Consider the following 12,232-nt stretch of genomic DNA (forward strand, 5'->3'; position numbering starts at 1 on the left):
CATGGCCGCACTCGACCTGTTCGGACGGCGGTGGAGCCTGCGCATCCTCTGGGAGCTGCGCGAGGGCCCCCTGGGGTTCCGCCCCTTGCAGGCGCAGTGCGACGACATGTCCTCCAGCGTGATGCGGCAGCGCCTGACCGAACTGCTGGACGCCCACGTGGTCCACCAACTGCCCGACAGTCGGTACGAGCTCACTCCGCTGGGGCGCGATGCCTGCCTCGCACTCGGCCCCCTCGTCCAGTGGTCGAAGCGCTGGGCGGCGACGCTCGACGCGCAACCGGCGCACCGCGACAGCGAGGGGCCCTCCGGCGGCACCCCGGATCCCGGCACCGTGAGTGGGTGACGGGACGTCCGGGAGGGGTTCTGTCGGCTGACGCCCGCGCGGCCCGGGCTGACGGCGCGCCCAGAACCTCCTCCGGCACCCGGGTCCTCGCCAGCCTGGGGGAGGTGCGCAGAGTGAGCATGCGGGCGCCGGCCGGCTCGCCCAGCCCGGATGCTGGCCATGTTCGACGGCATGGGTTCGCAACGGCGCTGCAACTCCCCGAAGCCCGCCGGGACTTGGCCCGTTTCCCGCAGGATGCGCAGCGTCCGGCGCTGCCCGGGCAGATCGAGTGCGGCCACGGCCGGCCGCCCTGAACCGCACCCCCGTACCCGGCCGAGGCGCTCCGGCTTCCGTACCTACCCCCTTGCGCTTCGGTTTTAGAAGCGTCATAGTGATTCGGAAATCGAAGCAGGAGGCGTCCATGCCGCGCATCGAACCGCTCACCCCGCCCTATCTCGCGCCCATCGACCAGGCACTGCGCCGATGGATGCCTCCCGGCGCGCCACAGGAGCCGCTCACCCTGTTCCGGGTCCTGCACCGCAACCCGGAACTCGCCTCACGCATGTTCGCCCTGGGGTCCGGCCTGCTGGGCCACGGACTTCTTCCCGCCGTCGACCGCGAGATCGTCATCGCCCGGGTGACCGCACGCACCGGCTGCGCCTACGAATGGGGAGTACACGCCGCGACCCTCGCCCAGCAGGCCGGACTGAGCCAGGAACAGCTCCGGGTCACCACCGACGCTGACGGCGGCACCGAGTGGGCGCCCCATCATGCGGCCCTGCTCAACGCCGTCGACGAACTGCACGACACCGCACTCCTCTCACAACCCGCCTGGGACTCCCTGCGCGCCCACTACGAAGACGCCCAGCTCCTGGAGTTCCTCGTGCTGGCCGGCTGGTACCGGACCATCAGCTACCTCGCCAACGGGCTCCTCCTGGAGGAAGAGCCCTGGGGCGCCCCGTTCCCGGCGCGGTGAGCGGCTTGGGCGGGACATCGTTCACGACTTCACCCGGACAGGGATGTCCGGGTGCCGAACAACAGGAGGTTTCCATGCCCAAGGGCTACTGGGTCAGTGTCTACCGCACCATTTCCGACCCCGAGAAGCTGGCCGCCTACAACAAGTTGGCCGGTCCGGCCGTCCGGGCCGGGGGCGGGCGCAGGCTCGCCGTCGGCGGCCGGGTCGTCGCCCACGACGCCGGGATCGCCGAACGCACCGTCCTGATCGAGTTCGACACCTTCGACCAGGCGGTCGCGGCACGCGAGAGCGCGGCGTACCAGGAGGCGCTGGACGCCCTTTCCGACGGCGTCGAGCGCGACTTCCGCATCATCGAAGGCGTGGACTGACCTCCCAAAGCCTCGCCTCGGCCAACTTGACGCACCACACCTCGGTACGAGAACTCCGGTCATTCGCCCGGCGCCACCGCGCGGCGAGCACCGAGGCACACCCGGTGCACCGTTGCCCCAGCCTCCGTCTCCGTCGTCAAGGACAGCCCGGCCTCCTCCACCGCCCGCCGCCCGGCCACATCGCCGTGCAGCCAGAGCGTCTCGCAGCCGCCCGCCTCAGCAGCCGTGACCGACTCGCGCAACAGAGCCCCGAGAAGCCCCCGGTCCCGCCACGCCTCGACGGCCATCAGGACGAGGTCGGCCTGCCGTCCGTCCCACGTCAGCGCAGCCCAGCCGACCACCTCTCCGTCCGCCGCCTCGGCCAGCAGACCCCGGCCGGTCCGGGGATGCAGCAGGCCGGCGAGATCCCCCGCACCCCCGGCCGACCGAGGCGCGCACCGTGTGTGCAGAGCGGTGACCACAGGCAGATCGCGGGGCGTGGTCGCACGCAGACGGACCGGGGTTCCACAGGCGAGACGTACGGTCCTGCGCGGCGGCGACACCACGGGACGGCACGCGAACAAGCGGAGCAGATGGACGGCGAACCGGTCCCCGACGGTGAAACGGTGACCGTCGCGCACCACCGTCAGCACCCCGCCCGCCGGATCACGCAGCCGCAGGACCGCACGGTCGTCGGCGGCGAGATACCGGACGCCGTCCCAGTGCCGCGCCTGCCAGTACACGTCGACACCGTCGAGCAACTCCCGCAGAACGTACGGCAGTCCGTCCGGATGACGCAGCGTTTGACGGACCGCGCCGAGCAGACCCACCCCTTCACCCTTCCCCATGTCACGCAAAGCACAGAAAAGAATGCATACCGTAGCGTCCGCTCTGTGATCCCCCCGCACACCCTCACTCCGCCCTACTTGCGCACCCGCCGCTACGCCACCTGGACGGCCGTCATCCTGGGTGCAGCGGCAGCCGGCGAGGCTGCCGAGCCCTTCCTGCCTGCTCCGCACCTGCTGGCCCCGCTGCTCACCGGACTGGCCGTCGCTGTCGCCGGATTCAGCGCCGGAAAACTACCCCTTCGGGTGAACCGCTGGATCCAGGCCGCACTGGGTGTCCTCATGGGCAGCTACCTCGGTCCGCACGCTCTCCAGCAGACGTCCGGCCGTGCCGCCGTCCTCACCCTGGTCACCGCCGCCACCGCCCTGCTCAGCCTCGCCGGGGGCGCTGTCCTGGCCCGTGTCGGACGTGTGGACCACGCCTCCGCCCTGCTCGGCATGGTCGCCGGGGGTTCGGCGGCCGTCGTCTGCGCCGCCGAGGAACTGGACGCCGACCCACGCACGGTCGCCTTCCTCCAGTACCTGCGCGTCGCTCTGGTCGCCGCCACCGCGCCGGTGATCGCCCACTGGTTCTGCACAGCCCCCACGGGGCGGGATGCCGCGCGATCCGAGCAGTGGCTCCTGGTGAACGGCCCTCATCAGACCGCCGGTCTCCTGCTGCTGGCCGCCACGGCAGCGACCGGCACCTGGCTCGGCACCCGCGTACGGCTTCCCAGCCCGGCCCTCCTCGGCCCCATGCTGCTCACCGCCGCCCTCACTGTCTCCGGCACCGCCACCGGCTTCACCCCGTCCGGCCTCCTGCGCGCGGCCCTGTTCACCGCCGTCGGACTGGACATCGGCCTGCGCTTCACCCGTTCCGCCGTGGTCCGTATGCGCCGTCTGCTCCCTCTCGCGCTGACCCTGACGCTCACGATCTGCGCGGTCTGCGCCGCTCTCGCGTGGCTCATCGCCATCACCACCCGTATCCCGCCGACGGACGCCTACCTGGCCACCACCCCGGGTGGCATCAACGCGGTCCTGGCCACCGCCGTCGCCACGCGCGCCAACGTCCCGCTCATCTCGGGCGTACAGAGCCTGCGCCTGTTCGCCATGGTGCTCATCGCGCCGCCCCTGATCCGGTGGGTGGAGCGATACCGCCCACCCCGAACGCACAAGGGATAGGGCCGCCTCGCTACGTGCCGTGCTCCCCGACGCGCCCGCGCGCGGCGTCGAGCATGAGGTCGAACAGGCGCCCGAGCTGCTCGCGTCCTCCTGCGATCGCCGTGGCCGAGACCATGCCGACGACGGCCGTCACCATGTCCTCGGCCCTCAGGTCCGCGCGGAGGGTTCCGTCGGCCGCGCCGGCCGCCAGCAGGTGCCGCAGTGCCCCGGCGAGCCGCTCGCGCGACGTCGCCGCCGTGACCACGCCGGTGTCGATCAGCGCCCGCAGCGCGTCGCCCATCTCGCGCTTCGCCTCCACGTAGTCGGCGAAGTGGTCCATCCAGCTGCGCAGCGCCAGATCGGGGCGCAGCTGCGCGAGCAGGGTGTCCACGCTCGCGCAGAGCTGCTCCACCTCCTCGCGGTAGAGCGCCTCGACGAGTGCCTCGCGACTGGGGAAGTGCCGGTACAGCGTGCCGATGCCGACGCCCGCCTGCCGAGCGACCTGATCGAGCGTCACCGGCCGCCCCGTCTCGCGATCGGCGGCGAACGCGGCGCGGGCGGCCTCTAGCAGCCGCTCCCGGGTCGGCTACGGCGCGATGCAGCTCACCCACGGCGGCCACGTGGCGCCGGACACCGCCGTGACCGTGCTGCGGCTGGCCGCGGGGTCCGGCGTGAACCACATCGACACCGCCTGGTTCTACGGCGCCGGAACCTGCAACGCGCTCATCCGCGAGGCGCTCGCGCCGTATCCCGAGAGCCTGGTCGTGGCGACGAAGCTGGGCGCCGACAACACCGCTGACGGCGGGCTGGTTCCGGCGCAGCGCCCCGAGGAACTGCGCCGGCAGGTCGATGCGAACCTCGCCTCGCTCGGCACCGAACGCCTCGACATGGTCTACCTGCGCCGGCTCGACTTCGCGCCCGGAATCATCGCCGAGGGTGAGCAGAAGGTCGACATCGACGACCAGCTCGCCGAACTCGGCGCTCTGCGCGAGGCGGGCAAGATCCACTCGATCGCGCTCAGCAACGTCGATGCCGACCAGGTGCGGCACGCGCTGCCGATGGGGATCGAGGCTGTGCAGAACGCGTACAACCTGCTGGACCGCGAAACGGAGCCGGTGCTCGAAGCCTGCCGCGAGCACGGCATCGCGTGGATCCCGTACATCCCGCTCGGCTCGGCGTTCCCCGGCCACCGCAAAGTGACCGAGGACGCCACGGTCCTCGCCGTCGCTCGCGAACTCGGCGCGACCGCCTCGCAGGTCGGCCTGGCCTGGCTCCTGGCGCACTACGAACGCACCCTGCTGATCCCCGGCACCGCGAACGCCGGACACCTCGCGGAGAACCTGGCCGCCCCCGACGTCGAACTCGGACCGGACGCGATGGCACGCCTCGACGCGCTGACCGGCTGACCGCGTCCGGTCCCCGACGGTTGACGGTCACCGGTTCCACCCCGCCTGAAGACGAACACCGTTCAACTCGTTCAACACGTCGGCGCGGCTCCGGACCTGGTTCCGGTGGTTCCGGGTGCGTTTTCCTGGATCACGAGAGCAGCGCCGCAGGGGACGGGGACGGGATACGCATGACAGCGGATACGGCTGAAGGCCCGCTGCGGCACATCAGCGTTCTGGAGCTGGCGGCGGCGCACCGGATCGTGGACCGGGGAAAACGGTTGATCGCCGTGGATCTGCGGCACGCGGAGGGCCGTGCGCTGCTGCTGGACCTGGTCTCCTCGGCCGACGTACTGGTCGAGGGGTTCCGGCCCGGAGTGATGGAACGGCTCGGCCTCGGCCCGCAGCCGTGCCTGGAGCGGCGTCCCCGGCTGGTGTACGCGCGGCTCACCGGGTTCGGACGCGCGGGCCCCTGGAGCGAACGCCCGGGACACGACCTCGGGTTCTGCGCACTGTCGGGAGCGCTGGCGCTGACCGGGCCTGCCGACGGCGCTCCGCTTCCCGCCGCGAACGCCGTGGCCGACATGGGCGGTGGCGGGCTGATGCTGGCCATGGGGGTGATCGCCGCCCTGCTGGAGGCGGAGCGCGGCGGGGCCGGACAGGTCGTGGACACCTCCATGGTCGCGGGTGCCGCGTCCTTGCTGAGCATCGTCCTCGGCCTGCGGGCGAGCGGGCTGTGGTCCGACCGGCGCGGGACCAACCTCCTCGACGGCGGGGCGCCGTACTACGCGACGTACAGGTGCTCGGACGAGCGGTACGTCGCGGTGGCCGCGCTGGAGGAACCGTTCTACCGCGCTCTCGTCGAGGCGCTCGGGATCGACAGCCGCGCCCTGGCATGGCGCGACGACCCCGGTCAGTGGCCCCTGCTGCGCCGCCTCCTCGCCACCGCCTTCGCACGCCGTCCGCGCGACGACTGGGCCGCCGAACTCCCCCCGGACGCCTGCGTGGTTCCGGTGCTCGAACTCGGCGAGGCCGTATCGGGCTCCGCCTACACCGTCCACGCCGGCATCCCCCAACCCGTACCGGGACCGCACTTCGGCCGGACCCCGGCCGGAATCTCCCGGCCGGCACCGGAAGCCGGTCAGCACACCGCCGAAGTACTGGCCTCGTACGGCGTCCCCCAAACCCGTGTGGAGACCCTCGCGGCGCAAGGCGTCATCTGCCGTGAGAGACAGGCGGCGTCATGACCGTGACGCCCGGGTTCGATCTCACCGCATCCTCGTTCCACCGGAACCCCTACCCGGTCTACCGGCACCTGCGCACCCTCGGCCCCGTCGTCCGCACCGCCCATCGCGCCTGGATCGCCACCCACTTCACGGAGGTCTCCGCACTGCTGCGGGATGCGCGGCTGCGCGCCGACTTCCCCGCCGATCCCCGCTGGGTGGAACGTCACGGAGGCGAGGACAGCGTCATGGTGGCCGACGGCCGGAGGTGGATGCTGCTGCGGGAAGACACCGGGCACCAGGAAGTACGGCGGGTGTTCCAGCGGTACTTCACACCGGCCGCCGTCGAAAGACGTGCGGAGCGTATGACGGAGACCGTCGACGCCGTACTGAGCGGACTGGACGTCACGCGTCCGGTCGACGTGGTGTCCGAAGTCGCCGAACCCGTCGTCACGTCGACCATGTGCGACCTGCTGGGACTCCCCGTCCACCGGCGGGAGCGGTACGCCGGGTGGACCTCGGACATCAGCAGGCTCACGGACCCGGTCCCCGGACACCGGGTCAGGGAGCGCGCCGAGACCGCCATGCGGGAGTTCCGCGAGCACATCGAGGCGCTCGGACGGCAGGGCCGGCTCACCGGGATCGCGGCGGAAGTCCTGTACGGCTCCCCCTCTCCCGCCGACGTCACCGCCAACCTGGTCATGCTCGCCATGGCCGGCACGGACACGACGGTCAGTCAGATCACCCTCGCTGTCCACGCCCTGTTCGCCCACCCCGACCAGCTCGAACAGGCCGTACGGGAACCGGACTCGGCACTGCGCGGGGTCGCGGAGTTCGCCCGCTACGACGGACCCGTGCAACTGGTGACCAGACGCACCAGCAGGCCCGTACGGATCGGCGGGACCGAGATCCCGGCGAACGCGAAGGTCATGCTCTGCCTCGGCGCCGCCAACCACGACCCGGCACGCTACCCGGCCGCACACCGCCTCGACCTCACCCGAACCGGCGTCGCCACGCTGCCGTTCGGCGACGGTCCGCACTACTGCCTCGGCGCACGGCTCGGCCGACTGATCACAGGAACGCTCCTCTCCGCCCTTTTGCGGCGCCACCCCTCACTCAGTCCGGCCGCACCCCTCGACCGGCTCCCGTGGCGACGCAGCGTCGTGGCCCGGCGACCTGAACACCTGCCGGTCCTCCTCGACGGGCACACCCCGGCCGGGTCACGGCCACTCCCGCGACATGACCTGTACGACGACGAAGGACGGAGAAACAGCCATGGCGCCCACTGATGTGGACAAGCTGGTCGCGGGGGCCCGTGAAGCGCTGGCCGAGTTCGGGACTTTCGGCCAGGCGGACGTCGACCGGATCGTCACGAGAGCGGCACTGGCCGCCTTGAGCCGGAATGTCGAACTGGCCCAGCTCACGGTCGAGGAGACCGGGCGCGGCGTGGTGGAGGACAAGGCGGTCAAGAACCATTTCGCGTGTGAACACGTCGTCCACGACATGGCCGGCCTGAAAACTGTCGGCGTGATCTCCCGCGACGAAGTCCGAGGCATCACCGAGATCGCCGATCCCGCCGGGGTCATCTGCGCTGTCACCCCCGCCACCAACCCGCGCGGACAGCGCGCGACGCGGCGGTCGCCGCTGGAGCTCCGGCCCACTGTGTGCAATGGCTCGACCAACCAGGCCGCGCGTCCACCACCGCGTACTCCTCGGGAAATCCCGCCCTGGGCGTCGGCCCCGGCAACGTCCCGGCGTACATCGAGCGCACAGCCGACGTGACACGCGCCGTGCACGACATCGTCCTGTCCAAGACCTTCGACAACGGGATGATCTGCGCCTCCGAGCAGACCGTGATCCTCGACGAGGAGATCGCCGCCACGGCACAGGAGGAATTCCGCCGCCTGCGTGCCCACATCGCCACCCCGCAGGAGAAACTCCTGCTGGAGCGGTACTTGTTCGGCGGCGAGGCGAAAACGCCCGGAGCCTTCAACATCGCTGCGGTGGGACGTTCGGCCTGCTGGATCGCGCGGGAAGCCGGTTTCACCGTCCCCGACGACACGTCGGTCATCCTCGCCGACACCCCAGAGCCGGGCCCGGCCGAACCGCTCACCCGCGAGAAACTGTGCCCCGTCCTCACCGTGGTCCGTACCACCGGCCGCGACCACGCCCTGCGCGTGGCCCAGGAAGTCCTCGCTCTCGACGGTCTCGGACACACCGCCACCGTCCACACCTCCGACCCCTCGTTCGCGCAGGAGTACGGGCACGCCGTCAAAGCGGCCCGGGTGGTGTGGGACGCACCGGCCTCACACGGCGCCATCGGCGGCCTCTACACCTCGTTCACCCCCTCCCTCTCCCTGGGCTGCGGCACCTCCGGCGGCAACTCCCTGTCCGGCAACATCAGCGCGCACCACCTCCTCACCATCAAACGCGTCGGACGCCGCACCAGGAATCCCCAGTGGTTCAGGGTGCCGCCCAGGATCTACTTCGAGCCCTACTCGCTCGACTGCCTGGCAGACCTTCCGGAACTCGGCCGCGTCACGCTGGTCACCAGCCCGTCGGCGCGCCGGCGCGGTCACATCGAGCGAGTACGGGAGGCACTGGCCGGGCGCCTCTCCCCGGCGGAACTGGACGTGATCGACGACGTCGGACCCGAACCGGGGATGGATGTGGCACAGCGCGGCGCCGAGCGCATGCGGGTCTTCGGAACCGACACCGTCATCGCCCTCGGCGGAGGCTCGGTGATGGACGCGGCCAAGGTGATGTGGCTGCTGTACGAGCATCCGGATCTCGCGTTCACGGATCTGCGGGAGAAGTTCTACGACATGCGAAAGCGCGTGTTCGCGTTTCCCGAGACCGGCCGGCGCGCCCGCCTGATCTGCGTCCCCACGACAGCCGGCTCCGGCTCGGAGGTCACCCCCTTCGCCGTCATCACCGATCCGGCGACGGGACTGAAGTACCCGCTGGCCGACTACGCCCTCACCCCGGACGTGGCCATCTGCGACCCGACCCTGACCACCGACCTGCCTCCCCACGTCACGGCGGACGCCGGTTTCGACGCCCTCACCCATGCCATCGAGGCGTACGTCTCCGTCTTCGCCAACGACCTCACCGACGGCCTCTGCCTCAAGGCCGTCAGACTCGTCCACGACCACCTGGAATCCGCGGTCCGTGAAGGCGCGGCCAACCCCCGAGCGCGCGAGCACCTGCACAACGCCGGCACGATCGCCGGCATGGCTTTCGGGAATGCCTTCCTCGGCGTGACCCACGCCATGTCCCACACCCTCGGAGCCACCTACCGGCTCCCTCACGGACGGACGAACGCGCTGCTCCTGCCCCACGTCATCCGCTACAACGGCACCCTGCCGGGCAAACTCACCGGCTGGCCGAAGTACGAGCGTTACCAAGCCCCGGAACGCTTCCAGGACATCGCCCGCTTCCTCGGCCTGCCCTCCGCAACCCCGCAGGACGCCGTCACCGCTCTTGCCACAGCCGTCGAGGACCTCCGGGAACGCGTGGGAATCGAACCCTCCTTCCAGGCCGCCGGCATCCCGGAAGAACCTTTCCTCGCCGCCCTGCCTCAGCAGGCGATCAACGCCTACAACGACCAATGCGCCCCGGCCAACCCCCGCATGCCCATGCTCAGCGAGATGCAAGCCCTGATGCGCGACGCCTACTACGGACACTGAGCGCCTCGCCACTCGCTCACGCCGTAAGTCGGGGACGTACGGTCAGCTCGTCCGGTTCGGCGCCAGGACCGCGAACGACGAGACGTTGTCGGTCTGGTCGGGATCGACGTCCTCGGGGCTCGCGGGAGCGATGAGAGCGGGACCGAAGAGCAGGCCCGCCGCGTGTCCTCCCGACGCCGCGCGCACCGGAACCGTGAAGGTCCGCTGCTCCTTCGCGGCGAGCGCCGGGAATGTGCAGACGACGATCTCCGGGATGCCGAGGAACGGTTCCTGGAGAGCGATGGCGCAGCCGTCCGGGAGGGGCTTGTCCCGGTCGACGTTCACCGCGAAGGGAGTGACCACGGTGACCTGTGTCGCGCCGACTCCCGCCGCCGGACCGACGTTCCCGTAGGTGGAAGTGACCTCCGCCGTTCCGTCCTCGGCCAGCGTGGCCATGGGAACCGACAGATACAGCCCGGTCTTGTTGCCGTCCGGCGTCTGCGGGGTGGGCCGGGTCAGGGAGAGATAGGCCGGCATCCAGTTGTCGTTGAGGTTGACGTCGGTGTCGGACGACCCTTCGGCAGGAACGGCGTCGACCACTCCCCGGACCATCCCGGTGATCCGCGCACGCGGGGTCACGTCGATCGGGATCGACAGCTCCGTCCGCTCCTTCTCCCCCAGCCCCGCGGGGAGTTCACAGACGACCACTTCGGGGACGGTCGGGTCGAGGTTCTGGTAGCGCATCACGCAGCCGCTCGGGAGCGGGACGGCCCGGTCGATGTTCGTGTACGGCGGCGTGACGTAGGTGAGGAGCGTCTTGCCGGTGGTGGTCCCCTGCTGGTTGGTGACAGTGATCTTCTGCTGTCCGGTGATCCCGGGGGCCTGCTGGACGATATCGGCCTTCACCGACAGGTCTACGGCGGTGGAGTCGTCGGCGGGTTCCGCGTACGACGGTGAGGCCACCGTCCCGGTCGCGAGCACGGCGAGGGAACAGACGAGGAGCCGGAAGGGGGAACTGCGCGGCAAGGGTGCCTCCGGAGCGAGAGTGGGTTACACAGAGTGACGTACACGTTGCCTCAAGGGCCGGTGGGTGTCCCTGTGGACGCGGCTCGTTTCACCTGAACGGAGCGGTAGACCTCCCGGATGCCGTTCAGCCAGGTGGCGGACGTGAAGCGCGCGGTCACCCGCTCCAGGCACGCCTCGTGGAAGTGGTCGCGCCCCCGGTCGAGGACACTCAGCAAGGCGTCCGCGAGGGACATGGGGTCACGCGGGGGCACCAGCGCGCCGACACGTTCGTCCGCCACGGTCCAGGACAGACCGCCGACCCTCGTGGCGACGACGGGAGTCCCGCAGGCCATGGACTCCACGGCGACCAGACCGAAGGGCTCGTAGTGGGACGGGACGGCCGTGACGTCCGCGCAGCTGTAGTAGAGGGCGGTCTCGTCGTGAGGGACGGAACCGCACAGCCGGAGGTTCGCCAGAATCCCGTATCGCCCGGCGAGCCGGACCAGGGGATCGGTCTCCGCCGCACTGCACCCGCCGACGACGAGCAGCACCGCCGTCGGCCGCTCCCGGCACACACGGGAGAAGGCGTGCACCAACTCCTCCCACCCCTTGCGCGGCTCCAGCCGGCCGAGGAAGAGGACCACGGGAACGTCCGCAGGCAGACCGACCGCACGCCGTGCCAGGGCGCGGTCCAACGGCCGGAGCACGCTGGTGTCCACCCCGGGAGGGACGAGCCGCATCCGCTCCCCGGGAGTCCCGAGGAGCCGGCGCAGATCGTCCGCCTCGGCGGGACAGCCGACCACGACGGCATCGGCCCGCTCCCCGATCCTGCGCTCCGACTCCTCCCGCAGAGGCGGACACGCACGGTCCAGCGCGGCCCGGCGGACCGCTCCCAGCGAGTGATGGGTGTGCACGACCGGAGTCCGGTGCCGGCGCGCGAGATCGAGAGCGACCCGGCCGGAGTACCAGTAGTGGCTGTGGACGACGTCGTAGCCACCGCCCTGCCGGAACAGCCGGTCCACCTCCTCGGAGAACTCCTCCAGGACCTCACCGAACCGGTCCCGGTGCAGCGGCTCCCGGGCACCGGCGGACAGCCGTACGACGCGTGCGCCGGCGCCGATCCGTTCCCGCGCCGGGAGCCGGGGGGAGGCCCAGCGGGTCGCCACGTCGACCTCGTGGCCGAGTGCGCCCAGCGACGCGGCGAGACTGCGGACGTAGACGTTCTGGCCTCCTTGGAAGCCTGTTCCGGGTGCGGCGAGCGGGTCGGCGTGGTCGGAGATGTGCAGTACACGCAAGGCTCTTCGGTCCGTTCCGGTCAGAG

Annotated in this window: 12 protein-coding genes and 1 pseudogene; 9 read left to right on the top strand and 4 right to left on the bottom strand. The window is 70.9% G+C overall.

From position 1 onward, the window contains the following. Nucleotide 1 precedes the first annotated feature (1 nt). The 3 genes from J8M50_RS43720 to J8M50_RS43730 all read left to right on the top strand — a co-directional run bounded on the left by J8M50_RS43720 (nucleotide 2) and on the right by J8M50_RS43730 (nucleotide 1,666). Entirely contained in the window at nucleotides 2-343 is a 342-nt protein-coding gene (locus tag J8M50_RS43720; protein WP_010357012.1) for a winged helix-turn-helix transcriptional regulator, read from the top strand. Nucleotides 344-743: 400 nt separating this feature from the next. Next, nucleotides 744-1,298 carry a carboxymuconolactone decarboxylase family protein gene (locus J8M50_RS43725; protein ID WP_010357013.1) on the top strand — a complete coding sequence of 185 codons (555 nt, stop codon included), beginning with the start codon at nucleotides 744-746 and terminating at the stop codon, nucleotides 1,296-1,298. A 74-nt stretch (nucleotides 1,299-1,372) separates the two neighbouring features. Then, nucleotides 1,373-1,666 carry a DUF1330 domain-containing protein gene (locus J8M50_RS43730; RefSeq protein ID WP_010357015.1) on the top strand — a complete coding sequence of 98 codons (294 nt, stop codon included), beginning with the start codon at nucleotides 1,373-1,375 and terminating at the stop codon, nucleotides 1,664-1,666. 59 nt (nucleotides 1,667-1,725) lie between these two features. On the opposite strand, the gene J8M50_RS43735 is transcribed toward J8M50_RS43730, so the two are convergent. After that, nucleotides 1,726-2,493: a GNAT family N-acetyltransferase gene (locus J8M50_RS43735; protein WP_162138052.1), complete on the bottom strand. Its 768-nt coding sequence runs from the start codon at nucleotides 2,491-2,493 to the stop codon at nucleotides 1,726-1,728. Nucleotides 2,494-2,538: 45 nt separating this feature from the next. Between J8M50_RS43735 and J8M50_RS43740 the strand changes: the two genes are divergently transcribed. Then, nucleotides 2,539-3,651, top strand: a complete 1,113-nt coding sequence (locus J8M50_RS43740) for an AbrB family transcriptional regulator (RefSeq protein WP_010357017.1) — start codon at nucleotides 2,539-2,541, stop codon at nucleotides 3,649-3,651. Nucleotides 3,652-3,661: 10 nt separating this feature from the next. Here J8M50_RS43740 and J8M50_RS43745 read toward each other — a convergent pair whose 3' ends face one another. Next, nucleotides 3,662-4,147 (bottom strand): TetR/AcrR family transcriptional regulator, encoded by a 486-nt coding sequence (locus J8M50_RS43745; RefSeq protein ID WP_010357018.1) that lies wholly within the window; start codon nucleotides 4,145-4,147, stop codon nucleotides 3,662-3,664. Between the two features lie 61 nt (nucleotides 4,148-4,208). Here J8M50_RS43745 and J8M50_RS43750 point away from each other — a divergent pair. The 5 genes and pseudogenes from J8M50_RS43750 to J8M50_RS43765 form a co-directional block, all read left to right on the top strand. Then, nucleotides 4,209-5,036 (top strand): annotated as a pseudogene (locus J8M50_RS43750) (aldo/keto reductase); the annotation flags it as partial. A gap of 20 nt (nucleotides 5,037-5,056) precedes the next feature. After that, nucleotides 5,057-6,262 (top strand): CaiB/BaiF CoA transferase family protein, encoded by a 1,206-nt coding sequence (locus J8M50_RS43755; RefSeq protein WP_256725190.1) that lies wholly within the window; start codon nucleotides 5,057-5,059, stop codon nucleotides 6,260-6,262. Further along, nucleotides 6,259-7,527, top strand: coding sequence for a cytochrome P450 (locus J8M50_RS43760; RefSeq protein WP_010357025.1), 1,269 nt, complete (start codon nucleotides 6,259-6,261; stop codon nucleotides 7,525-7,527). The genes J8M50_RS43755 and J8M50_RS43760 overlap by 4 nt, the downstream gene beginning before the upstream one ends. Before the next feature lies 1 nt (nucleotide 7,528). Beyond that, entirely contained in the window at nucleotides 7,529-8,020 is a 492-nt protein-coding gene (locus J8M50_RS49915; protein ID WP_306080783.1) for a hypothetical protein, read from the top strand. Further along, the gene (locus tag J8M50_RS43765) at nucleotides 7,903-9,927 is read left to right on the top strand and encodes an iron-containing alcohol dehydrogenase (protein WP_306044117.1); all 2,025 of its coding nucleotides are present in this window, start codon (nucleotides 7,903-7,905) and stop codon (nucleotides 9,925-9,927) included. Before J8M50_RS49915 ends, J8M50_RS43765 begins: the two co-directional genes overlap by 118 nt. 42 nt (nucleotides 9,928-9,969) lie before the next feature. Here the strand turns inward: J8M50_RS43765 and J8M50_RS43770 are convergent, their stop codons facing one another. Together J8M50_RS43770 and J8M50_RS43775 are read right to left on the bottom strand one after the other, a co-directional pair. After that, on the bottom strand, nucleotides 9,970-10,932 hold the full coding sequence (locus J8M50_RS43770) for a hypothetical protein (protein ID WP_010357029.1): 963 nt from the start codon (nucleotides 10,930-10,932) through the stop codon (nucleotides 9,970-9,972). A 50-nt stretch (nucleotides 10,933-10,982) separates the two neighbouring features. Next, on the bottom strand, nucleotides 10,983-12,206 hold the full coding sequence (locus tag J8M50_RS43775; protein ID WP_010357030.1) for a glycosyltransferase: 1,224 nt from the start codon (nucleotides 12,204-12,206) through the stop codon (nucleotides 10,983-10,985). Between the last annotated feature and the right edge of the window lie 26 nt (nucleotides 12,207-12,232).

Source organism: Streptomyces acidiscabies (assembly GCF_020010905.1).
In the GTDB taxonomy this organism is placed as follows: domain Bacteria; phylum Actinomycetota; class Actinomycetes; order Streptomycetales; family Streptomycetaceae; genus Streptomyces; species Streptomyces acidiscabies.

Bases quoted from the DNA above. Each gene is read 5' to 3' on its own strand.
- J8M50_RS43720 (WP_010357012.1), top strand. From the start codon at position 2: ATGGCCGCACTCGACCTGTTCGGACGGCGGTGGAGCCTGCGCATCCTC.
- J8M50_RS43730 (WP_010357015.1), top strand. From the start codon at position 1,373: ATGCCCAAGGGCTACTGGGTCAGTGTCTACCGCACCATTTCCGACCCC.
- J8M50_RS43735 (WP_162138052.1), bottom strand. From the start codon at position 2,493: ATGGGGAAGGGTGAAGGGGTGGGTCTGCTCGGCGCGGTCCGTCAAACG.
- J8M50_RS43725 (WP_010357013.1), top strand. From the start codon at position 744: ATGCCGCGCATCGAACCGCTCACCCCGCCCTATCTCGCGCCCATCGAC.
- J8M50_RS43760 (WP_010357025.1), top strand. From the start codon at position 6,259: ATGACCGTGACGCCCGGGTTCGATCTCACCGCATCCTCGTTCCACCGG.